This is a genomic window from Micromonospora yongxingensis (assembly GCF_052601155.1).
On record NZ_JBQXEO010000024.1, the window covers coordinates 61,975 to 83,008 of the forward strand.

Below are 21,034 nucleotides of genomic sequence, written 5' to 3' on the forward strand. Positions count from 1 at the left end.
AACGCTGACCGGTGCAGACGGCCGGTCGAGCCAGGTCCCCGCTGTCGTACCGCCGAACGGCTGCGGTGGTGGGAGACGGCCAGAGCGCGGCGACGTTCCGACCACGGTCGAAGCGGCGCCGTGCGCTCGTCCACGCGTCAACCGGTGTCTCGGCGGTGCCGTGCGGTCAGCCGTCGCGGTGCAGCCAGGCCAGCAGGTCCGGGGGCGCGAGCGCCGCCGCTCGCGCCCGGTAGCGCGCCTGCCCGTCCGGGTCCAGCAGGTCCCGCCCCTGCCCGGAGCCACCGTTGCGGAAGAAGGCCCGGCGGTCCCGCAGCACGCCGAGCGTGTCCGGGGCGAGCTGGTCGGCACGCTCCCGCATCCGGCCGAAGGTGGCCGCCTCGACCAGCTCCGGCCAGCGCTCGGCGGGGATCGTGAGGCCCCAGCGGTCGGCGAGCCGGCGCATCTGGCCGCCCAGGTCGGCCCGCAGGTCGTCGTAGTGCACCAGCTCGACGTTCGGCTCGTGCCGGCGGGCCCAGGCGTCGCTCAGGTGCCACAGCACCCCGGGCAGCGAGTCCAGCTCGGTACGCGGGTCCGCCGCCCGGTCGACCCAGCTCGGCAACCACTCCCGCACCGGCGTCCGTGTGCGCGGCGGCCCGGCCGGCGCGGGTTGACCGGTCAGCTCCGCGAGCCGCACCCGGTCGAGGTTGCCGGCCTGGTGGTAGAGGGAGACCGCCATGTCCAGCGGATGCCGGGCCACCACCACGTAGTGCACTCGAGGGTCGAGCGGTACGCCGTCGAGCGGGGTGTGCGTCTTGACGAACCGGCGGTGCGGCTGTGCGGCCAACCGGTGGTACACCTCGTCCTTCGGCTCGACCAGCCAGTCCAGCCAGGGCGACAGCTCGGTCAGCGGCGCCGGAAGCTCCGGGGTGCCCAGCACCAGCAGGGCGCAGATCATCTGCATCCAGGTGGTGCCGCTCTTGGACCGGGTGCTGATCACGATGTCGCCGGCCCGGAACGGGAAACCGGTCCAGCGTGCGCTGTCCTCGTCGTCGGATCGGTAACGGTGGGTCGGCGCGAGCATCGGGCGAGCGTAGTCGTCGAGCCGACAGCCGACCAGCCGATTCACGACTGCACGGCCTGTGACACATGCGCATGCCTGGCTAGATTTGACGCATGGTGCCCGCGCACGGGGGCCGGGCGGCGGAACCGGTCTACCGCCCCATCCTCGCCAGCCGGCGCGGCGAGTTGGAAGCGTTGAGCCACCTCGACCCCGCGGCCGCTCCGTTGCTCGCCCCGATCCTGGAGGTCGGTGCGGTCGACCGCTCCACGATGGACATTCTCCGCCGGTTGCCGGCCGGTCTTCTGCCGTACGTCGACGTCACCGGCCTTCCGGACACCCCCGACACGGAACTCGCGGCCTGGGGCGTACCGCTGGTGCCGGTCGTCGGGCTCGCGGAGAGCGACCGGCGGCTGGTCGCGCACGGCGCGGCGGCGCGGGCGTACGCCCGACGGGCGCTGATCCGGCTGCGCGCCGGCCAGGACCGGACCGGGCCGGCAGCGGGCACCACCGCCGTCGAACGGATCTGGCGGCTCACCGGGCTGGCGCCCGAGGAGTGCGACCTGCTGGTGGACGCGGGGGACGTGTGCTGCCCGGCCGATGTCCGGCAGGCCGAGCCCCGGGTACGCCGGCTGCTCGACTGGGCCCGCCGGCACGCGTGGCGGTCGGTGACCGTGGCGGCGGGCGGGATGCCGCCGACGCTGTCCCGGCTGCCCACCGACGAGCCGGTCCGGCTGGACCGCTGGGACTGGCAGCTCTGGCAGCGGCTCGGCGACGTCGGGGTCGACTACGGCGACTACGGCGTCGGCCCGGCCGTGCCCGGCTCGGGTGACCCCGGGGACCGGCTGCCCACCGTGCGGTACACCGCCGACGGCGACTGGTGGGTCTACCGCTGGTCGCGGCGGGGCGGGCGGGGCGACGACCGGTTCGCCGACCTGTGCCGCACGCTCGTGTCCGCGCCGCACTGGCCGAGCGCCGGCGCGGCCTTCTCCTGGGGTGACCACGAGTTGCTGCGCCGGGCCCGGCGGGGCGCCGGCGCCGGATCGGCCGCCAACTGGGCGGCGTGGAGCACCTCGCACCACCTGGCCCACGTGCTGACCGCCCTGCTGCGCCCCGGCAACGACAGCGCGCACCGGGGCAACGACAGCGCCGGAGGGTGGCGACCCACGCCGGACCGGCCGCAGCGAGGGCGGTCGCTGCGGCAGCCGCGCGGCGGCGAGACCCGCCGGGCCGGTTGAGCCGGGCCTACTGCTTCTCGGTGAAGCCGAACTGGATGATGCCCTCGTCGTCGACGGTCGCGTCCACCGAGGCGTCGCCGAGCAGCTCCGCGGCGTCCTCGTCGAGGAAGATCCGGGCACCCTGGTTGTCGACCACACGGTCGCCCTGCTCCGGCTCGGGCACCAGTTCCACGGTGAGCGACCCGGCCTCGGCGTCGGCGGCGATCCGCACCCCACCGTCCTCGGCCACGTCCTGCTGGTTGGCGAGGTCACGAATGACGAGCACGGCATTGTCGGTCATGGTGAGCATTGGCGGAACTCCTCGTGGATTCTCGGCTCGCGGTCGGTTTACCGCGCAGACCGGACAGTCGGTCCGCGTACGAGCACACGTGGGAGGCGACAGGTGAGGCGAACGGTCGTCGCCGTCGCGCATCGGGGCAGCTGACGGGCCCCGTCACTGCCTACGGTGCCCGCTGCCGGGCGATCCGTCAAATAGAGCCGGATCAGTCGAGAACGGGGACGGGAGCGAGCAACGCGCGAATCTCGTTGACCGCCGCGCGGCCGGCCCGGTTGGCTCCGATCGTGCTCGCGGAAGGGCCGTACCCGACCAGGTGAATCCGCTCGTCGGCGACCACCCGGGTGCCGTCCATCGTGATACCGCCACCCGGTCCGCGCAGCCCCAGCGGGGCGAGATGGTCGAGCGCGGCCCGGAAACCGGTGCACCAGAGGATCACGTCCGCCGGCACGAACCGCCCGTCCGCCCAGACCACCCCGTCGGGCGTGATCCGGTCGAAGACGGGTAGCCGGTCGAGGACGCCGCGCTCGCGCAGCCGGCGTACCTCCGGGGTGACCGGCAGACCGGTCACGCCGACGACGCTGCCCGGCGGGCGCCCGGCGCGGACCGCCGCGTCCACGCGGGCCACGGCGGCCCGGCCCAGCTCGGTGCCGAACTCCTCGTCACGGAAGTGGGGCGGCCGGCGGGTCACCCAGGTGGTGGTCGCCGCGACGGTGGAGACCTCGCCGAGCAGCTGCACGGCCGAGGTGCCGCCACCGACCACCACGACCCGGCGGCCGGCGAACTCCGCCGGCCCCCGGTAGTCGGCGGTGTGCAGCTGCTTACCCCGGAAGGACGACCGGCCCGGGTAGTGCGGCCAGAACGGCCGCGTCCACGTGCCGGTCGCGTTGATGAGGGCCCGAGCGGTCCACCGGTCGCCGTCGGTGCGCACGTCCAGCCGGCCGTCCGGGAGGGAGTGCACCGAGCGCACCCGCACCGGGCGCCGGACCGGCAGGTCGAACGCCTGCTCGTACGCGGCGAAGTAGGCGCTGACCTGCGGGGCGGCCGGCTGCCGCGGGTCGGCCGGCGGGAAGGGCAGCCCGGGCAGGTCGTGGAAGCCGTGGACCCGGTCGAGCAGCAGTGTCGGCCAGCGGTGCTGCCAGGCTCCGCCGGGGCCGTCGTCGCCGTCGAGGATGACGAAGCCGCCGCCGGGGGCGAAGCCGGTGCGACGCAGGTGGTAGCCGGCGCTCAGCCCGGCCTGGCCGGCTCCGATGACCACGACATCGGCGGAGTGGGTGTCCACGTGGGGTGCAACATCACCGACGCCGCCGCTCTGCCCGGACAGGCCGTCGCGCCGGTCACAGGTCACTCTTTCGGACCCACCTGCCCGAATTGTCCACCACCAGGCGGACGGCGGACGTCCGTCGAGCCTGCCGGGGCGGAACACGAGTGGCAATAACCTTCGCTTGAAGCTCTTCACCGGCGATTATCTTCGTGGCAGCATCAGCGCATGCATCGTCGTCTCTTTCCCCGGGCCCTCGCGCTGCTCGCGCTGGTCGCCACCGCGGCCACCGCCGGCGCGCCCGGCGCCACCGCCGAGTCGCCCACCCCCGCGACGACCCGACTGAACGCCACCATCGACACGATCCTCGCCGACCCGCGCCTGGCCGGCGCGCAGGCGTCGGTGGTGGTCGTCGACACCAGCACCGGACAGACCCTCTACGACCGCAACGGCGACCGCCGGCTGATCCCGGCGTCCAACACCAAACTGCTGACCTCGACCGCCGCACTGGAGCTGCTCGGCCCGGGGCACCGCCTCACCACCGACGTACGCACCACCGGCAAGCGTCGCGCCGGGTTGCTCTCCGGCAACCTCTACCTGCGCGGTGGAGGCGACCCGACGATGCTCGCGGCCGACTACGACGCGCTCGCCGCGCAGGTCGCCGCCGACGGCGTCCGGGTGGTGACCGGCAACCTGATCGCCGACGACACCCGATACGACCGCACCCGGCTCGGCCCCGACTGGACCTGGGACGACGAGCCCTACTACTACGCCGCGCAGGTCTCCGCGCTGACGGTCGCGCCGGACACCGACTACGACGCGGGCACCGTGATCGTGCACGCCGCCCCCGCCGACAAGGCCGGCGCCCCGCCCGTGGTCACCACCACCCCGCGCACGGGGTACGTCCGGATCGACAACCGCGCCGAGACGGTCACCGAGGGCGAGACCTCGATCTCGATCGAGCGCGAACACGGCGGCAACACCATCGTGGTGAGCGGGCAGATCGCGGTCGGCGACGCGCCGGCCAGCGACTGGGTGACCGTCTGGGAGCCCACCGGCTACGCGGCCGAGGTGTTCCGGGCGGCGCTGCACCGGCACGGCGTCCGGGTGCTCGGCCGGACCGTGCTCGGCCAGCCCACCCCCGAGACGGCACACCCGGTGGCCCGGCACGACTCGATGAGCCTGGGTGAGCTGATGACGCCGTTCCTCAAGCTCTCCAACAACGGGCACGCCGAGGTGTTGACCAAGGAGATCGGCCGGGTGCTCTCCGGTTCCGGCACCTGGTCGGCGGGCCTCACGGCGATCAGCGAGTACGTCGCCGACACCGGGATGGACACCGGAAAGCTCCGCCAGCGCGACGGGTCCGGGTTGTCCCGGCGCAATCTGGTGCCGGCCACGGAGTTCGTCGACCTGCTGGCCACCGTCCGGGCCGAACCCTGGTTCACCACCTGGTACGCGGCGTTGCCGATCGCCGGGCAACCCGAGCGTTTCGTCGGCGGCACCCTGCGCAGCCGGATGGCCGGCACTCCGGCCGCCGGCAACGTGCACGCCAAGACCGGCAGCCTGACCGGGGTCTCCGGCCTGTCCGGCTACGTCACCAGTGCCGACGGCCGCCTGCTGGCGTTCTCCATCCTGTTGAACAACTATCTGACGGCGTCGGTCAAGCCGCTGGAGGACCAGATCGCCGTGGCGCTGGCCGGGTACCGCGAGAGCACGACCGCGGCGCGGGTGGCAGCACCGACGGTGCCGGAGACGCCACGGACCCCCGAGGGTGTGGAGTGCTCCTGGGTCAAGCCGATCACCTGCTGACCGGCAGCCGGGGGCGCGGCGCGCCCCCGGCTGCTCGTCAGGCCGGACGGTCGGGTGGGGGGACCACCGCCGTCGGGTCACCGCGCTCGATGAGCGCGGCGATCTCGGCGGCCCGCAGGCCGCGCAGAGCCAGCACCCGGGTGCCCCAGCGGTGCAGCCGGCACGGGTGCGGGCTGGCGTCGTTGCGGCAGACCACCCCGCCGGACCACCGCCGGGGCGCGTGCACCACCACCGCCCGCACCGCGAACTGGGCATCCTCACCCGTCACGTACGGCGGCAGGGGGATGTCGCGGAGCACCTCCCCGGACGCTTCACCGGCGCCGGACGAGGCGACGGGACGGACGCGGTGGGCGGTACTGGTGCTCATCTGCGCTGCCTCCACACTGGATGGTCGGACGGGGACAGCAGAAAGTTACGTCCCTCCCGACCGTGTGCGACGGACAAACTGTCCCGCTGGGGTGACCGCACCGAGGTGGGCGCAGGTCAGAGCCGCTCCAGCACCACCACCGGAATCTCCCGGTCGGTCTTGGTCTGGTAGTCGTCGTACGCCGGCCAGATGGCGGTCATCGTGGACCACATCCGCGGCTTCTCCTCGGGGGTCGCGGTGCGTGCCCGCGCCGTGAAGGTGTCCCCGGCGACCTGCACCTCGACCCGCGGCTCCGCCAGCAGGTTGAGGAACCAGGCGGGGTGCTTCGGCGCACCGCCCTGCGACGCGACGACCAGGTAGTCGTCACCGTCCCGACCGTAGATCAGCGCGGTGCGCCGCAGCTTGCCGCTCTGCCGGCCCCGGGTGGTCAGCAGCAGTGTGTAGACGCCGGGCCGCCACTCGTGCCCCTCGGCGCCGTCGGTCTCGACGTACCGCTGGATGTGCTCGGCGACCCAGCCCTGGGGGCTGTCCACCACCTGTTCACCGGCCGTCATGGGCGCTCCTCACCGATCGATGGCACTCGCGCCCAGGCTACTGCCGCCACGAGCCACCGGCAGGTCGAACAGCACGGTGACGGCGGGCGGTCAGCGCACCGCCACAGCCTGCAGGCCGACGTTGCCGCAGTGCTCCGTGAAGACCTTCTCGACGGTCCAGGTCAGCACCAGCCGGGCACCCTTCGGCAGCCGGAACCGGATCGTGAACACCGCGCTCCGGCTGGTGTACGGGTCCTCCAGCCGCATCGTGCTGGTCGGACCCCCGGTGGACAGTCGCGCCTCCAGCCGGCCACGGGCCATCCAGGTCCCGGCGTAGAGCTGGACGGTGCGCGGCTCGCCGCTGCCGGCGACGGCGAGGCTGAACCCGTTGCCGGCGCCACAGGTGTAGACGCCGTTCGGGCTGCCGCTCGCCGACCGTTCCGGCGTCCCGTCGGACCATCTGACGGTCTCCTGGTTGCCGTCCCAGGCGACCCGCCTGCCGGGGCCGTCCCCGTCGATGATCTCCCCGGAGCCGCCGCGCTTGCGGGCCGTCGAGCTGCCGCCGCGCAGCCCCCAGTGCATCCAGTCGCGGGTGCCGACGGCGGTGAGGTTGACCTCGGCGGGCACCTCCGCCTGGCTCACCGACAGCGCCGGCCCCGCCGCCGGCGGGGGGACCGAGGCGCTGACCGAGGGCGTCGGGTCGGGCGAGGGCGGACGCTGCCGGGGACGCAGGCCGGGTGACGCCGGCCCGGTCTCGCTGGCGCGGCCCTCCGCGTTGGGGAAGGCGGTGGGGCGGGTGACCCCGGCGGGAACGCCACCCGGGCGAGTCGCCTGGTCGTCGGGGGTCTCCGGCTCGGATCGCGTGCCGAGGTACGAGACCAGGGCCACCAGGCAGGCGAGCACGACGACGCCCTCGACCACCCAGCGCCGACGCCGCCGGGCGCGGGCGAGCCGGCGAAGTGTGCTGCGCGTCTGCCCCGTGATGTCGGCGGCTGCCCTGTGCGTCGGCAGGTCGGACGACCTGTCCCCCGACCGCGAATCCGCCCGCGTGCGGTCTTCGTCCGCCACCGACCCCTCCAACTCCACCGCCCGGCCGCCATCGACCGCCGCGGATCGCACCGTCCACTGTGGGCCGTCTCACGTATGCGCGAGCGTGGTCGACACGCTAGATCCGGACGGGTAGGCGTGTCCAGTCCGCTACCGGACGATATGGGACGACCGGACACGGTCGGACGGGTTTGACCTCGACCGCGACGCCTCTCGCGTCAACCGATCCGGAAGCCCAGCGCCTGCGCGATGACCACGGCCTGCTCGGCGTCGACGATGGCGTCGGCCCGCTCGACGACCGTCGGGTCGAGCGCGGTCAGGTCGCTGCCCCGCAGGTCGGCGCCGCCCAGCCGGGAGCTGTGCAGCTGCGCCCCGGACAGGTCGACGCCCGTCACCGTGGCGTCGGTGAGGTTGGCCCCGGTCAGGTCGACCTCGCGCATCCGCACGTCGGTCAGCCGGACACCGCGCAGGTCGGCGCCGGGCAGCGCCACGAACGACCAGTCACCGCCGGCCACCGTCAGCGGACGCAGGTCGCACTGGCTGAAGGTGCTGCCCACCATCTTGCAGCCGGTGAACTCGGCCTCGAAGAAGTTGCACCGCTTGAAGACGCAGCGGGTGAAGGCGGAGTCGACGTGCCGGGATGCGTTGAACAGCACGTTGCCGAACGTGCAGCCGGTGAAGACCGCGCCGCGGCTCACCGCCTCGGTCAGGTCCACGTGGAAGAACTCGCAGCCCACGAAGTGCCGGTCGACCAGCTCCTCGCCGTACCAGTCCTCGTGGCGGAAGGTCACGTCCTCGGTCAGCTCCGGCATCCGGCCAGGTTAGTGTCGGCCACCGACAGCCGGACCGGCCGGCCCGGGACACCCCTTCCGATACCGGCGTACCGACTAGTAGTTTCGGCGACGTGAGTGTGGCGCGGAGCAAGGACCCCGACCAGATCGGCTTCGACCCGGCGCGGCTGGCGCGGATCGACGAACACTTCGGCAGGTACGTCGACGACGGCCGGCTCGCAGGCTGGCAGGTGGTGGTCACCCGCCGCGGCGAGGTGGCGCACTCCTCGACGTACGGGCTGCGGGACCGGGAGGCGGGCGCCCCCGTCGAGACCGACACGCTCTGGCGGATCTACTCGATGACCAAGCCGGTCACCTCGGTCGCGGCGATGATGCTGTGGGAGGAGGGCCGGTTCGAGCTGACCGACGAGATCAGCCGCTGGCTGCCCGAGTTCGCCGACCTGCGGGTCTACTCGAAGGGGTCGACGCTCAAGCCGTACACGGTGCCGGCGATCGAGCCCATCCGGGTGTGGCACCTGCTCACCCACACCGCCGGCCTGACGTACGGCTTCATGCAGACCTCGGTGGTCGACGGGCTCTACCGGGCCGCCGGCTACGACCTGTACCCGCCGGCCGATGTCGACCTGGCCGGGGCCTGCACCGCCTTCGGTGAACTGCCGCTGCTGTTCCAGCCCGGCACCGCCTGGGGCTACTCCGTCGCCACCGACGTGCTCGGCCGGCTGGTCGAGGTGGTCTCCGGGCAGAGCCTCGACGCGTTCTTCGCCGACCGGATCTTCGGCCCGCTGGGCATGACCGACACGCGGTGGTGGGTCGAGGGTGACGAGGCCGAGCGACTGGCCGCGCTCTACGTACCGGACCCGCGCAGCGGCCAGGCGGTCCGCTACGACAGGCTCGGCTCGCTCGCGTACAACAAGCCGGTGCTGCTCTCCGGCGGCGGTGGCCTGATCTCCAGCGCGGCCGACTACCACCGCTTCACCCAGATGCTGCTGCGCGGCGGCGAGCTGGACGGCGCGCGCCTGCTCGGGCCGCGCACGGTGCGTTTCATGACCCGCAACCACCTGCCCGAAGGCCAGGACCTGGGCACCCTGTCCACCGGCGGCTTCGCCGAGACCACCCTCGACGGGATCGGCTTCGGCCTCGGCTTCGCGGTGGTCGACGACCCGATCCCGAGCCGGGTGCCGAGCAGCGTCGGCGAGTACTACTGGGGTGGCGTGGCAAGCACCGCGTTCTGGGTGGACCCGGCCGAGGAGATCACCGCGCTCCTCTTCACCCAGCTGATGCCGTCGAGCACGTACCCGCTGCGCTCCCAGCTGCGCCAGTTGGTCTACTCCGCCCTGGTCGCCTGACGGGGATCGCCGTTCCACCGACGGGCGACGCGCCCGGTCCCTAGCCTGGGCTGGTGAGCACCATTGTCGTGTTTGGCGCGGGCGGCACCGCCGGGTCGCGGGTCGCCGCCGAGGCGGTCGACCGGGGGCACCGGGTGATCGCCGCGGTCCGCCGCCCGGAGGCCACCTCCTACCTGCCGGCCGGGGTCCGGGTGGTGACCGGGGACGCCACCAGCGAGCGGAGCGTGCGGGACGTGGCGCCGGACGCGGACGCGCTGGTGGTGGCGATCGGCGGCGGCGAACGCGAGCTGTGGCGGAACGCGGCGGAGACCCTGGTGACGACGCTGCGGGGGATGCCGGCCGCCCCACGGATCATCCATCTGGGTGGCGGGTCGACCCTGCTCACCCCGCGCGGCACCCGCATCCTGGACGAGCCGGACTTCCCGGCGGAGTACCGGGACTCCGCGCTGGGGCAGGCCGACGCCCTGGACTACTACCGCACCTCGGCCGACGGGGTGAGCTGGACCTACGTCTCGCCGCCGCCGCTGGAGTTCCATCCCGGCGAGCGCACCGGGCACTACCGCACCGGCACCGACCAGCCGGTCACCGATGAGCAGGGCCGCTCGGTGCTGACCTACGAGGACCTTGCGGTGGCGATCGTCGACGAGATCGAGCAGCCCCGGCACCAGAACGCGCGCTTCACCGCCGCGTACTGACCCGGGGGCCGGCCGGTCGCGGTCAGTCGGCGAGCCGGGCCGGGAAGCCACCGGTGGCGATCGGACCCCACGCGTCGATGGTGACCCGGATCAGCGACTTGCCCTGGCGCACCATGGCCGCACGGTAGTCGTCCCAGTCGGGGTGCTCGCCGGAGATGCTGCGGAAGTACTCCACCAGCGGCTCCAGCGCCTCGGGCAGGTCCAGCACCTCGGCGGTGCCGTCGAGCTGTACCCAGGGCCCGTTCCAGTCGTCGGAGAGCACGCAGGCCGACACCCGGGGGTCGCGGCGGATGTTGGTGACCTTGGCCCGCTCGGGGTAGGTGGAGACGACCAGCCGACCCTCGCCGTCGATGCCGGCGGAGACCGGGGAGGACTGCGGGCGACCGTCGGCCCGGGTGGTCATCAGCACGACGCGGTGTCGCGGCCGGAGGAAGTCGAGCAGGGAGTCCCGGTCGACCCGGGTGTTCTTCGCGATGCTGCGCGCCATCACTCTTTCCTACCAGGGTGGCGGTGGGTCAGCTGGGCCGGGTGGCGGCGCGGTGCACCGCCTGGGCGGGCACCCGGGGCCGGCCGGTCGGGCGCCAGGCCCGGCCGTTGGCGTAGATCACCCGGAAGCCGAGGTACGAGGCGAGCGGCGCCCAGTGCGCCGAGCCCATCCGCAGCTCGGCGGCATTGTGTCGCTGGCCGTTGGCCAGCACGTCGAGCAGGACGGTTTCGAAGGCCGCCGATTCGACCCAGTCGACTTCCCGGGTGAAACCGCAGATCAGAGCGGCTCCGGTGACCTCCAGGAACTCGCGCAGCACCGCGTCCGAGGCGCGCAGCACCGAACAGCTGCCGAAATAGAGTCGGCGCCCCTCGCACCGGCCGGCCATCAGCTCGGCCACCTCGTTCAACTCCACCGACTGCCAGTCGGTGAGGCAGAGCCGGCTCGGTTCGCCGTGCATGGCGAAGAAGCCGACCCGGTGGTCGGCGTACTGCTTGAGCAGCCAGCGGTCCAGGAAGTAGAACAACTCGTCGCGGGTCGCCGCGTCCTTGTGGATAAAGCGGATCTTGCCCAGGCGCTCCAGCAACTCCAGCGTGGGCAGCACGGAACCCCGCTCGTTGAGGTCGCGGTGCCACTGACCCTCGACACAGAAGACGCCACCGCGTGCCACGTGCACCTCCGCCAGTCCGCCGCCCGGGGCTGACGTTACCGGCCCCGGTTCGGCAGGGAACATCACCCTGGGTGTGGTCGATTGCGACGTTCGGTGCGGTTGGCCGTCCTCGGGTTGATCGGGGGTGAATGGCTGTTTCGCAAATCAGCCGAATTCACAGCCAAGACCCAGGTACAGCGAATCATGAGGACAATTCTCGTTATTGCCGCCAACCGCACTGATCAGTGCGAGGGTGGAAATCACGGGACGTCCCGGTCGATGTCCCGAAGCCCACCCCATTCGCTCTCCTATCGGGAGGACTTCTGTGCGCGTAAACACCTTGAAGCGAGCTGCCGTCGCATTCGCCCTGGCGTTGCCCGGGGCAGCAATCGCCGCGGTGGTCGCCGCGCCAGCGGCACACGCGGACGCCTGCTACACCTGGAACCGGACCCTGACCCAGGGGCGCTCGGGCGACGACGTCCGCCAGTTGCAGATCCGGGTCGCCGGCTGGGCCGGGTACCGCGACATCGTGGAGAACGACGGCCGCTACGGACCCAAGACCGCCGCCGCGGTCAAGCGGTTCCAGCAGGCGTACGGGCTGCGCGCCGACGGGATCGCCGGCCCGCAGACCTACGCCAAGCTGTACCAGCTCCAGGACAACGACTGCACGCCCGCCCACTTCAGCTACAACGAGCTGGACGACGGGTGTGGTCGGGGCGGATGGACCGGCGGCCCCCTGTCGGCGGCCCAGACCCGCCAGAACGCGCTGCGCACCATGTGGAAGTTGGAGGCGCTGCGCAGGAGCCTCGGCGACAAGCCGCTCAACGTGTCGAGCGGATTCCGCAGCCGGGCCTGCAACAACCAGGTCAACGGCGCGTCGGACAGCCAGCACCTGTACGGCAACGCGGCCGACGTCACCTCACGGACGTCGTCGCTCTGCCAGGTGGCCCGCGGCGCCCGCAACAACGGCTTCAGCGGAATCTACGGCCCGGGCTACCCCGACCACGACGACCACGTGCACGTCGACTCGCGGCGGGAGAACAACAGCGACAACAGCTCGAACACGACGAGCTGGTCCGCGCCGGACTGCGGGATCGGGGCCGGCAACGACTGACCCGGTACGGACAGCACGACGTCGGCCCGGCGCGGGTGGGGAAATACCGCGTCGGGCCGACGTCGTGTCGCCCCGGGTCGGGCGGGGGGCGGGGGTAGCTCCGCTCAGCTCGCCCGGGGCCAGCGCGGCGCGGTGACGGGGGGAGTCACCGGCCGGCCAGCAGCGGTGGGGCGTACCCCGGGAGGGACGACCCGTGCGGCCTGGTGCCGCGCCGGGAGCCCGCCGGTACGCCCGGCCGGGGTCGGATACCCGGCGGTCGCCGTTCCCGTTCGGGTCGCGGCGGGGCGCGCGGACGACGGCCCCGTGGCCGTGAACGGGAAGGGCACGTGCACGAACGGGTTGCCGTGCCGGATCAGCGCCTCGATCTGTCGGTCGTTGAGCCCGTGTGTCTCCAGGACCCGCCGCCCCCAGCGGTGCAGGCGGCAGGGGTACGACGCCCCGTCGTTGCGGCACAACGGCCCGGTGGGCCACTCCTCGGCGGTGTGCACCACCACCGCCCGGACCGCGAGCCGGACATCCTCAGGGGTCAGCGGTGCCGGCATGGGCACCTCACCCAGCACCTGATCGATGGGATCCGTCGACTGCTCACCAACTCGCACGGTAGGCCTCCCGCAGCTCGGCAGCGACACGGCGGACCCGCCGCATCGACATCCTCGGGCATTGGTACGGCCCGCACCGGACGAAAGTTCAATCCCCTGCCCCTAATCGGGCCCCTAACCGGGAAGGGCTCAGACCAGGCCGGCGTCGTGGACCAGCAGGGCCACCTGGACCCGGTTGTTGAGGTCGAGGCGGGTCAGCAGCCGCGAGACGTACGCCTTCACCGTGGCCACGCTCATGAACAGCTCCCCCGCGATCTCCGCGTTCGTGCATCCCCTGCCCAGCGAGACCGCCACCTGCCGCTCCCGCTCACTGAGCCCGGCGAGCAGCCGCAGCGCCCGCTCGCGGCGGGGATCGGGGCCGGCCGGACCCGGGGCGGCGGCGGTCACGTGGGCGATCAGCGTCCGGGTCACCGTCGGGGAGAGGGTCGCCTCGCCGGCCGCCACCCGGCGCACCGCGTGCACGATCTCCGCCGGCGGGGTGTCCTTGAGCAGGAAGCCGGCCGCCCCGGCGCGCAACGCCCGCAGCACCTGCTCGTCGGCGTCGAAGGTGGTCAGGACCAGCACCTCCGGTGGGTGCGGCTGGGCGCGCAGCGCCTCCGTGGCGGTCAGCCCGTCCACCCGGGGCATCCGGATGTCCATCAGGACCACATCCGGGGAGTACGCGGCGACCGCCGTGGGCACCTCGGCGCCGTCGGCCGCCTCGCCCACCACGGTCAGGTCGGGCAGGCCGCCCAGGATCATCGAGAGCCCGGCCCGGACCAGCGCGTCGTCGTCCACGATCAGCACCCGGACCGGGGCCGGACCGGCACCAGCCGGACCAGCCGGACCGGTCACGCCGGCCACGGCAGCCAGGCGGCGAGCCGGAAGTCGCCCGCGTCGTCCCGGCCGTACGCCAGCCGGCCGCCGGCCAGCGTGACCCGCTCGGTGATGCCGACCAGGCCCGTGCCGGCACCCGGCAACCCGCCCCCGGCCGGGGTGCCGACCGGCCACCGGTTGCCGATCGCCACGGTCAGGCCGGTGCCCGGCCCGCCCGACACGTCCACGGTGACCGCCGCGCCGGCCGCGTGTTTGCGGGCGTTGGTGAGCCCCTCCTGCACGATCCGGTACGCGGCCCGCCCCAGCGCCGCAGGCACCTCCCCCGGCGTGGCGACGCTGTCGCTGACGTTCACCCGCACCCCGGCCGTACGCGACTCGTCGATCAGGGCCGGCAGGTCGGCGAGGGTGGGCTGCGGGGGCTCGGGGGCGTCGCCGTCGCCGTCGGCCCGGAGCACGCCGATCACCTCCCGCAGGTCCTGCAGTGCGGCGTGCGCGCTGCCCCGGATCACCCCGGCGGCGCGGGCCACCTCGTCCGGCGGTGCGTCCGGGCGGAACTCCAGCGCTCCGGCGTGCAGGCTGAGCAGGGAGATCCGGTGGGCCAGCACGTCGTGCATCTCCCGGGCGATCCGGGTGCGTTCGAGGTGCCGGGCCTGGGCGACGCGCAGTTGCTGCTCCGCCTCGGCCCGCTCGGCCCGATCCCGCAACGACACGATCAACTGCCGGCGGGCCCGCACGAACATCCCCCAGGCCAGCACGGCGAAGCTGATCACCACGCCCCAGGCCGCCGTGGCCCAGTACGGCATGTTCGGGTCCGGACGTAGCCAACTGAAGACCATGTTCGTGACCAGACCCAGGCCGGTCACCGCCACCGCCACGGCGGTACGCCGGTGAACCACCACGGTGAAGTAGAGGATCACCAGCGGGATGGCCGAGGCCATCGAGAACAGCGTGAGCGGCGCGGTGGCCAGCGCCAGCCCGAGCGGCCACCGCCGCCGTAGCCAGAGCAACCCGCAGCAGGCCAGCCCGAGCAGCGCGTCGACCCCGGTCATCCAGTCGTGCGGCAACGGGGTCGTGATCGCCGGGTCGGGCGACAGGGCGTCCGCGGTGACGAACAGCACCCAGAGCAGGGAGAGCAGGAAGGCCAGGGTGTCGACCGCCCAGTCCCGGGTGGTGCGGCGCGGCCGCCGGGCCACCGCGTCCGGGCTGATGGCGCCGGCCAGCGCCCCGGGCAGAAGCCAGGGGTGTTCGGGCACGGCGAGGCTGGTCACGACGCCATGCTAGGCAGCCGACGGGCGCCGCGACCAGCTACCAAAGTCGAGACCCGCCAGTCGACCAAGGTCGGTGCGGCACCGACCGGTGGCCGCAGCGGATGGCCGGGCGGCGCGGGCACGCTCATCGACATGATCACCGTGGAGAACCTCACCAAGCGGTACGGACCGCACCCGGCGGTGGACGACGTGTCGTTCCAGTGCGAGCCGGGGACCGTCACCGGCTTCCTCGGCCCCAACGGCGCCGGCAAGTCCACCACCATGCGCATGATCTGCGGGCTCACCGCCCCGACCGCCGGTCGCGCCACCGTCTCCGGGCGCGCCTACCGGGAGCTGCCCAACCCGGGGCGGGAGGTCGGGGTGCTGCTGGACGCCTCCGCCCAGCACGCCGGGCGCACCGGCCGCGAGGCGTTGACGCTGTCCGCGTACACCATGGGGTTGGACCGGCGCGAGGTCGCCGCGAAGCTCGACCTGGTCGGGTTGAACGCGGTGGCCGCGAAGCGACGGGTGCGGGCGTACTCGTTGGGCATGCGCCAGCGGCTCGGGCTGGCGCACGCGCTGCTCGGCGACCCTCGCGTGCTGATCCTCGACGAGCCGGCCAACGGCCTGGATCCGGAGGGGATCTTCTGGATGCGCGGCCTGCTGCGCGACTTCGCCGACCGGGGCGGCACCGTGCTGCTCTCCTCCCACCTGCTGCGCGAGGTGGAGGCGGTCGCGGACCGGCTGGTGGTGATCGGGGGCGGCCGGATCGTGGCCCAGGGCAACAAGAACGAGTTGCTGGCCGGCGACGGCACGGTGGTCCGGGCGCGGGACGGCGCGGCGCTGCGCCGGGCCCTGGAGGCGGCCGGCCTGAGCGCCGCCGACAGCTCCGAGGGCCTGCTGGTGCAGGCCGACGCCGAAGCGGTCGGCCAGGCCGCCGCGGACGCCGGTGTCGCGTTGGCCGAGCTACGCCCCGCCGGTGGCGGTGGCCTGGAACAGCTCTTCCTCACCCTGACCGCCGGCGAATCCACCAAGGAGGCCGTCCGATGACCACCGCCACCGCACCCACCGCCGGCGCCGTCGCGCCCCGGCAACACGCCCCGGTACGCCGCCCGTCGATGCTCCGCCTCACCGTCGTGGAGTTGCGCAAGCTCGTCGACACCCGAGCCGGCCGCTGGCTGCTGATCACCATCGGACTGGTCGCCGCCGTGATCGTCACCCTTCAGTTGATCTACGCGAAGGACGTCGAGCAGACGTTCGTCAACTTCTTCGTCCCCTCGCTGCTGCCGGTCGGGGTGCTGCTGCCGGTGCTCGGCATCCTGTCGATCACCAGCGAGTGGTCGCAGCGGACTGCCCTCACCACGTACGCGCTGGTGCCCCGCCGGGAGCGGGTGGTCGCGGCGAAGCTGATCGCCGTGATGCTGACCGCGCTCGCCTCGGTGCTGGCCAGCCTCGCCGTCGCCGCCGTCGGGACGCTGGTGGCGTCCGCCACCGGCGGCGCGGGCACGTGGGGGATGGACGCGTCGTTGATCGTGAACGCGGTGATCCTCCAGGTCACCAGCGTGCTGATGGGCGCCGCCTTCGGTCTGCTGCTGCTCAACCCGCCGCTGGCGATCGTCGGTTATCTGCTGCTGCCCACCCTGTGGGGAGTGCTCGGCGAGATGGTCCGACCCCTGCGCGGCCCGTCCGAGTGGCTGGACACCAGCAAGACCATGGAACCGCTGTTCAGCAGCGACGCCGTCACCGGCGAGCAGTGGGGGCGGATGGCGGTGTCCCTGCTGGTCTGGATGGTCCTCCCCCTGGCCGCCGGCCTGGTCCGGACGCTCCGCCGCGAGGTGTCCTGACCATGGACGTCGCCGGCAGCCGCCCGCTCACCGTGGTCAGCGGCGGCCCCGTGGAGCTGGCGGTCATGTGGGGCGGCTTCCCACTGCTCGGCGCCGCCGCCGGCGGTCTGCTCGCGCTGGCGGCGGGCTGGGTCGCCGGTCTGCCCTGGGCGCCCCTGCAGGGGCTGTTCGAGCTGCTGGACCGGCTGCCCCAGCCGCAGGCCACCGCCGGCACGGCGGGGGTGGGCGCACTGGCCGGGCTGGTGGTGGCCGGTATCGGCACCGCCGAACGGCTGATCGTCACCGTCGACGCGGCGCAGGTCCGCCTGCGCCGCGCCGGCAAGGACCGGCACGTCAGCCGGGCCGAGACGCGGGTGGTCTTCGTCGACGACGGGCACCTGGTGCTGCTCGACGCCGACGACGCCGAGCTGACCCGGGAACCGACGGACCTGCCGGCCGACCGGCTGGCGGCGGCGTTCCGGACACACGGCTGGGGCTGGGCGGACGGCGACCCGCACCGGTCGTCGTACCGGCTCTGGGTGCCCGACCTGCCCGGGCTGCCCGCCGGTGCGGACGCGCTGCTGCGCGCCCGGGAGCGGGCCGTCCAGAAGGATCGCCGCGACGACGCCCGGGAACTGCGCCGGGAGTTGGGCCGGCTCGGGGTGGTGCTGCGCGACGAGGAGAAGCGGCAGTACTGGCGGCTGAACGGGCGCGCCGTCACGCCCGGGCAGCAGGAGCCGACTTCGGCCGAGCGGGGGCCCGACGGGCGGTAGCGTCTGTCCCAGAGACCCTGGGAGCGGGCGATGACTGAGCGGCAGCCGTACCGGGTGGTGTCCCGACACCCCGGCTTCGAGTTGCGCCGGTACCCGGCCCACCTGGTGGCCGAGGTGCAGGTCCAGGCGTCGTTCACCCGGGCACCGCTGGAGGCGTTCCGGCCGCTGGCCGCGTACGTCGGGGGCGCCAACCGGGTGCGGCACCCGATCGGGGCCGGACCGGCGACGCCGGACGCCACCGGCACGACGAAGATCCCGATGACCGCGCCGGTGGTCCAGGAGGAGGGTGAACGGCCGGGCGCGTACCTGGTGCAGTTCGTCATGCCCGCCGGCTCCACCGCCGCCACCCTCCCCGAGCCGGTCGACGCGCGGGTGCGGATCCGGGAGATCCCGGCCCAGCTCGCGGCGGCGATGCGTTTCTCCGGCCGGTGGACGGAGAAGGCGTTCGGGCAGCGGGCCACCGCGCTCGGCCGGTCGGTCACGGCCGCCGGGCTGCAACCCACCGGCGCGATCCGGTACGCCCGGTTCGACCCCCCGTGGAAGCCGTGGTTCCTGCGCCGCAACGAGGTCGTGCTGCCGGTGGTGGAGTGAGCCGGCGGAGGTATTTACCTCTGTCGCTGCATGGGTAACAGTGGCGGTACGCACCGCGCGCGGGGCGCGGTCGAGAGGGGGGACGACGATGACCTCCACGGGCGCCAGTCCCGGTGGCAGCGGGGTGTTCCGCCGCAAACCGGTCGAGGAGATCGCGGACGAGAGCGAGGAGGGCCTGTCCCGCTCCCTCGGTCTGTGGCAGCTCACCGCCATCGGGGTGGGCGGCATCATCGGCGCCGGGATCTTCGCGCTGGCGGGCGCGGTGGCCAACGAGACCGCCGGCCCGGCCGTGCTGGTGTCGTTCCTGATCGCCGGCCTGGCAAGTGCCGCCGCCGCGCTGTCCTACGCCGAGTTCGCCGGCATGATCCCCAAGGCCGGCTCGGCCTACACCTACGGGTACGCGGTGCTCGGCGAGGCGGTCGGCTGGTTCATCGGCTGGGACCTGCTGCTGGAGTACACCGCGATCGTCGCGGTGGTGGCGATCGGCATCTCCGGCTACTTCGGCTTCCTCGTCGGCGAGCTGGGCGCGGAACTGCCGGCCTGGATGCTCGGCGCCCCGGGCACCGGTGAGGGGCACGTCGTGGACCTCTTCGCGGTGGTGCTCTGCCTGCTCATCGCGTACCTGCTCAATCAGGGCATCAAGACCGCCGCCCGGTTCGAGACCTTCGTGGTCGGGCTGAAGGTGGCGGTCGTGCTGCTGGTGATCGTGGTCGGCTTCTTCCACATCCGGACGGCCAACTACTCGCCGTTCTTCCCGTTCGGGCTGAGCGGGGCATTCACCGGCGCGGCCACCGTCTTCTTCGCCGTCTTCGGCTACGACGCGATGAGCACCGCCGCGGAGGAGTCCCGGGACGCCCGCCGGCACATGCCGAAGGCGATCATCTGGTCGCTGGTCATCTCGATGGTGCTGTACGTGCTGGCCACCCTGGTGCTGACCGGGATGCAGAACTACCGCAACATCGACGCGGAGAGCGGCTTCTCCTCGGCGTTCGAGTCGGTGGGCCTGTCCGGGCTGGCCAGCGTGATCGCGGTCGGTGCCATCATCGGGATCCTGACCGTCATGTTCACCTTCATGCTGGGCGTGACGCGGGTCTGGTTCTCGATGAGCCGCGACGGGCTGCTGCCGGCCTGGTTCGGCAAGCTCCACCCGGTCCGCCGGGTGCCCACCCGGGTCACCTGGATCGTCGGGGTGGCCTCCGCGCTGATCGCCGGCTTCCTGCCGATCCGGGAGGCGGCGGAGCTGACCAACATCGGCATCCTGCTCGCCTTCGTGGTGGTCTGCGTCGCGGTGATCGTGCTGCGCTACCGCCGCCCGGACGCGGCGCGGACGTTCCGGCTGCCGGGGATGCCGGTGGTGCCGGCGGTCGGCGCGCTCTTCTCGCTGTGGCTGATCACCTACCTGGCACCGGAGACCTGGCTGCGCTTCGCCGTCTGGTTCCTGATCGGCGCGCTGATCTACGCCTTCTACGGTTACCGGCGCTCGGCGCTGGCCGGCCGCCCACCGGCGACCCCGTCCGGCCCGTCCGGCCCGTCCGGCCCGGACGGGGACGGCGGATCGGGGCGGTAGCCGAGCGCGGGCGGCCAGGCCAGCAGCAGCGCCATCCCGAGCCCGGCGAGCACCCCGCCCAGGGAGACCAGCAGGTCGGAGTCGGCCGCGTTGATCGGGCTGTTGCCGGCCAGCGCCGTGAACGTCGCGCCGATCGGCACCAGCACCATCATGGTGATGCCCACGACCAGCAGCATCGCCGCCGGGCCGACCAGCGCGGCGAGGGCGGCCAGGGCGTGGTGTCGCCAGGCGGGCCGACCACCCGGCCAGTCCCACGCCAGCAGGGTGACCCCGGTGAGCAGCACCGCCCCGAGGGCGAGCTGCGGCAGGGATCGCGGGCCGGGCGGGATGGCCCGGACCAGTCCGACGCCGGACACCGCCGCCACGCCGAGCCCCGCCGCCAGCAGCCAGCGGGTCCGGCTGCGGGCCGGGGCCGCCGCCAGGGCCGCCCCGACGGTCAGAACGACCAGCAGCGCGCCGGTGGCGGAGGCGGCCGGATTCAGCTCCGGCTCCCGGTCGGTTGGTGACTCGATGCCAGCGGCCACCATCGCCAGCACCCCCGCCACGCAGGCCGCGCCGGTCAGCGCCCACCGGTCCGCCGCGGCTGGCCGTACGCGCCGATCCCGGGAGAGCAGGACCGCCGCCACCGCGCTGAGCACCGCGCAGCCGCCAGCGGCGAGCAGCACGGTCGCCTCGGCACCGCTCGGGTCGGCCCGGTCGATCGCCACGTCGGCGGCGACCCAGAGACCGCCGAGCAGCACCGCCGGGCCGCTCCACCTCAGGTGCCCACGGCCGGCCAGCACCAGCCCGAGGACCACCGCGACGATCGCCGCGAACCGCAGATCCCGCGCCCAGTAGGTGTTGTTGCCGGGCAGCCGCTCCGACCACGGGCCGATCGGCTCGGTCAGCGGTTGCAGCACGGTCATGCCGATCGCCCAGAGCAGCACGGCGGTGGCGGAGATGAGCAGCCCGACCGGGCGCGCGGATCGCATGCG

Annotated in this window: 23 protein-coding genes; 10 read left to right on the forward strand and 13 right to left on the reverse strand. The window is 73.3% G+C overall.

Annotated features, from left to right (window positions below; genetic code table 11):
- Positions 1-166: 166 nt before the first annotated feature.
- Complete coding sequence (locus tag ACTWLT_RS24915) at positions 167-1,060, reverse strand: sulfotransferase domain-containing protein (RefSeq protein WP_445320446.1); 894 nt, start codon at positions 1,058-1,060, stop codon at positions 167-169.
- A 92-nt stretch (positions 1,061-1,152) separates the two neighbouring features.
- Here ACTWLT_RS24915 and ACTWLT_RS24920 point away from each other — a divergent pair, with 92 nt between their 5' ends.
- Entirely contained in the window at positions 1,153-2,274 is a 1,122-nt protein-coding gene (locus ACTWLT_RS24920) for a beta family protein (RefSeq protein ID WP_445320447.1), read from the forward strand.
- 7 nt (positions 2,275-2,281) lie between these two features.
- Here ACTWLT_RS24920 and ACTWLT_RS24925 read toward each other — a convergent pair whose 3' ends face one another.
- Entirely contained in the window at positions 2,282-2,563 is a 282-nt protein-coding gene (locus ACTWLT_RS24925; RefSeq protein ID WP_252418577.1) for an adhesin, read from the reverse strand.
- A 193-nt stretch (positions 2,564-2,756) separates the two neighbouring features.
- The gene (locus tag ACTWLT_RS24930) at positions 2,757-3,896 is read right to left on the reverse strand and encodes an NAD(P)-binding domain-containing protein (RefSeq protein ID WP_445320448.1); all 1,140 of its coding nucleotides are present in this window, start codon (positions 3,894-3,896) and stop codon (positions 2,757-2,759) included.
- A 141-nt stretch (positions 3,897-4,037) separates the two neighbouring features.
- On the opposite strand from ACTWLT_RS24930, the gene dacB reads away from it, so the two are divergent.
- On the forward strand, positions 4,038-5,618 hold the full coding sequence (dacB, locus tag ACTWLT_RS24935; RefSeq protein WP_252418579.1) for a D-alanyl-D-alanine carboxypeptidase/D-alanyl-D-alanine endopeptidase: 1,581 nt from the start codon (positions 4,038-4,040) through the stop codon (positions 5,616-5,618).
- A 37-nt stretch (positions 5,619-5,655) separates the two neighbouring features.
- On the opposite strand, the gene ACTWLT_RS24940 is transcribed toward dacB, so the two are convergent.
- The 4 genes from ACTWLT_RS24940 to ACTWLT_RS24955 form a co-directional block, all read right to left on the reverse strand.
- Complete coding sequence (locus ACTWLT_RS24940; RefSeq protein ID WP_252418580.1) at positions 5,656-5,985, reverse strand: hypothetical protein; 330 nt, start codon at positions 5,983-5,985, stop codon at positions 5,656-5,658.
- Between the two features lie 116 nt (positions 5,986-6,101).
- Positions 6,102-6,539: a nitroreductase family deazaflavin-dependent oxidoreductase gene (locus tag ACTWLT_RS24945; protein WP_445320449.1), complete on the reverse strand. Its 438-nt coding sequence runs from the start codon at positions 6,537-6,539 to the stop codon at positions 6,102-6,104.
- A 90-nt stretch (positions 6,540-6,629) separates the two neighbouring features.
- A complete protein-coding gene (locus ACTWLT_RS24950; RefSeq protein ID WP_445320450.1) occupies positions 6,630-7,586 on the reverse strand; it encodes a hypothetical protein in 957 nt (318 codons plus the stop codon).
- Between the two features lie 197 nt (positions 7,587-7,783).
- Complete coding sequence (locus ACTWLT_RS24955) at positions 7,784-8,377, reverse strand: pentapeptide repeat-containing protein (protein ID WP_252418583.1); 594 nt, start codon at positions 8,375-8,377, stop codon at positions 7,784-7,786.
- 92 nt (positions 8,378-8,469) lie between these two features.
- On the opposite strand from ACTWLT_RS24955, the gene ACTWLT_RS24960 reads away from it, so the two are divergent.
- Both ACTWLT_RS24960 and ACTWLT_RS24965 read left to right on the forward strand, forming a co-directional pair.
- Positions 8,470-9,702, forward strand: coding sequence for a serine hydrolase domain-containing protein (locus tag ACTWLT_RS24960; protein ID WP_445320451.1), 1,233 nt, complete (start codon positions 8,470-8,472; stop codon positions 9,700-9,702).
- A 53-nt stretch (positions 9,703-9,755) separates the two neighbouring features.
- Positions 9,756-10,397, forward strand: coding sequence for an NAD(P)-dependent oxidoreductase (locus ACTWLT_RS24965; RefSeq protein WP_252418585.1), 642 nt, complete (start codon positions 9,756-9,758; stop codon positions 10,395-10,397).
- A 22-nt stretch (positions 10,398-10,419) separates the two neighbouring features.
- Here the strand turns inward: ACTWLT_RS24965 and ACTWLT_RS24970 are convergent, their stop codons facing one another.
- Together ACTWLT_RS24970 and ACTWLT_RS24975 are read right to left on the reverse strand one after the other, a co-directional pair.
- On the reverse strand, positions 10,420-10,884 hold the full coding sequence (locus ACTWLT_RS24970) for a PPOX class F420-dependent oxidoreductase (protein WP_252418586.1): 465 nt from the start codon (positions 10,882-10,884) through the stop codon (positions 10,420-10,422).
- A gap of 28 nt (positions 10,885-10,912) precedes the next feature.
- Complete coding sequence (locus tag ACTWLT_RS24975; protein ID WP_252418587.1) at positions 10,913-11,551, reverse strand: DUF6642 family protein; 639 nt, start codon at positions 11,549-11,551, stop codon at positions 10,913-10,915.
- Positions 11,552-11,855: 304 nt separating this feature from the next.
- Here ACTWLT_RS24975 and ACTWLT_RS24980 point away from each other — a divergent pair, with 304 nt between their 5' ends.
- The gene (locus ACTWLT_RS24980; RefSeq protein ID WP_252418588.1) at positions 11,856-12,644 is read left to right on the forward strand and encodes a D-Ala-D-Ala carboxypeptidase family metallohydrolase; all 789 of its coding nucleotides are present in this window, start codon (positions 11,856-11,858) and stop codon (positions 12,642-12,644) included.
- 104 nt (positions 12,645-12,748) lie between these two features.
- On the opposite strand, the gene ACTWLT_RS24985 is transcribed toward ACTWLT_RS24980, so the two are convergent.
- The 3 genes from ACTWLT_RS24985 to ACTWLT_RS24995 all read right to left on the reverse strand — a co-directional run bounded on the left by ACTWLT_RS24985 (position 12,749) and on the right by ACTWLT_RS24995 (position 15,327).
- Positions 12,749-13,243, reverse strand: coding sequence for a hypothetical protein (locus ACTWLT_RS24985; RefSeq protein ID WP_252418589.1), 495 nt, complete (start codon positions 13,241-13,243; stop codon positions 12,749-12,751).
- 129 nt (positions 13,244-13,372) lie between these two features.
- A complete protein-coding gene (locus ACTWLT_RS24990; protein ID WP_445320473.1) occupies positions 13,373-14,095 on the reverse strand; it encodes a response regulator transcription factor in 723 nt (240 codons plus the stop codon).
- On the reverse strand, positions 14,074-15,327 hold the full coding sequence (locus tag ACTWLT_RS24995) for a sensor histidine kinase (protein ID WP_445320452.1): 1,254 nt from the start codon (positions 15,325-15,327) through the stop codon (positions 14,074-14,076). The genes ACTWLT_RS24990 and ACTWLT_RS24995 overlap by 22 nt, the downstream gene beginning before the upstream one ends.
- Before the next feature lie 132 nt (positions 15,328-15,459).
- Here ACTWLT_RS24995 and ACTWLT_RS25000 point away from each other — a divergent pair, with 132 nt between their 5' ends.
- From ACTWLT_RS25000 to ACTWLT_RS25020, 5 genes are all read left to right on the forward strand, one after another.
- Positions 15,460-16,356, forward strand: a complete 897-nt coding sequence (locus tag ACTWLT_RS25000; RefSeq protein ID WP_445320453.1) for an ABC transporter ATP-binding protein — start codon at positions 15,460-15,462, stop codon at positions 16,354-16,356.
- The gene (locus ACTWLT_RS25005) at positions 16,353-17,150 is read left to right on the forward strand and encodes an ABC-2 transporter permease (protein ID WP_374558905.1); all 798 of its coding nucleotides are present in this window, start codon (positions 16,353-16,355) and stop codon (positions 17,148-17,150) included. Before ACTWLT_RS25000 ends, ACTWLT_RS25005 begins: the two co-directional genes overlap by 4 nt.
- Before the next feature lie 2 nt (positions 17,151-17,152).
- Entirely contained in the window at positions 17,153-17,902 is a 750-nt protein-coding gene (locus ACTWLT_RS25010) for a YqeB family protein (RefSeq protein ID WP_445320454.1), read from the forward strand.
- Positions 17,903-17,932: 30 nt separating this feature from the next.
- Positions 17,933-18,493: an SOUL family heme-binding protein gene (locus ACTWLT_RS25015; RefSeq protein ID WP_445320455.1), complete on the forward strand. Its 561-nt coding sequence runs from the start codon at positions 17,933-17,935 to the stop codon at positions 18,491-18,493.
- An 88-nt stretch (positions 18,494-18,581) separates the two neighbouring features.
- The gene (locus ACTWLT_RS25020; RefSeq protein ID WP_445320456.1) at positions 18,582-20,060 is read left to right on the forward strand and encodes an amino acid permease; all 1,479 of its coding nucleotides are present in this window, start codon (positions 18,582-18,584) and stop codon (positions 20,058-20,060) included.
- On the opposite strand, the gene ACTWLT_RS25025 is transcribed toward ACTWLT_RS25020, so the two are convergent.
- Complete coding sequence (locus tag ACTWLT_RS25025) at positions 19,964-21,031, reverse strand: hypothetical protein (protein WP_445320457.1); 1,068 nt, start codon at positions 21,029-21,031, stop codon at positions 19,964-19,966. The genes ACTWLT_RS25020 and ACTWLT_RS25025 overlap by 97 nt on opposite strands.
- Positions 21,032-21,034 lie beyond the last annotated feature (3 nt).

Coding starts and splice junctions, on each gene's coding strand:
- ACTWLT_RS24915 (WP_445320446.1), bottom strand. CDS start 1,060: ATGCTCGCGCCGACCCACCGTTACCGATCCGACGACGAGGACAGCGCA.
- ACTWLT_RS24920 (WP_445320447.1), top strand. CDS start 1,153: ATGGTGCCCGCGCACGGGGGCCGGGCGGCGGAACCGGTCTACCGCCCC.
- ACTWLT_RS24925 (WP_252418577.1), bottom strand. CDS start 2,563: ATGCTCACCATGACCGACAATGCCGTGCTCGTCATTCGTGACCTCGCC.
- dacB (WP_252418579.1), top strand. CDS start 4,038: ATGCATCGTCGTCTCTTTCCCCGGGCCCTCGCGCTGCTCGCGCTGGTC.
- ACTWLT_RS24940 (WP_252418580.1), bottom strand. CDS start 5,985: ATGAGCACCAGTACCGCCCACCGCGTCCGTCCCGTCGCCTCGTCCGGC.
- ACTWLT_RS24945 (WP_445320449.1), bottom strand. CDS start 6,539: ATGACGGCCGGTGAACAGGTGGTGGACAGCCCCCAGGGCTGGGTCGCC.
- ACTWLT_RS24955 (WP_252418583.1), bottom strand. CDS start 8,377: ATGCCGGAGCTGACCGAGGACGTGACCTTCCGCCACGAGGACTGGTAC.
- ACTWLT_RS24970 (WP_252418586.1), bottom strand. CDS start 10,884: ATGGCGCGCAGCATCGCGAAGAACACCCGGGTCGACCGGGACTCCCTG.
- ACTWLT_RS25000 (WP_445320453.1), top strand. CDS start 15,460: ATGATCACCGTGGAGAACCTCACCAAGCGGTACGGACCGCACCCGGCG.
- ACTWLT_RS25005 (WP_374558905.1), top strand. CDS start 16,353: ATGACCACCGCCACCGCACCCACCGCCGGCGCCGTCGCGCCCCGGCAA.
- ACTWLT_RS25010 (WP_445320454.1), top strand. CDS start 17,153: ATGGACGTCGCCGGCAGCCGCCCGCTCACCGTGGTCAGCGGCGGCCCC.
- ACTWLT_RS25015 (WP_445320455.1), top strand. CDS start 17,933: ATGACTGAGCGGCAGCCGTACCGGGTGGTGTCCCGACACCCCGGCTTC.
- ACTWLT_RS25020 (WP_445320456.1), top strand. CDS start 18,582: ATGACCTCCACGGGCGCCAGTCCCGGTGGCAGCGGGGTGTTCCGCCGC.
- ACTWLT_RS25025 (WP_445320457.1), bottom strand. CDS start 21,031: ATGCGATCCGCGCGCCCGGTCGGGCTGCTCATCTCCGCCACCGCCGTG.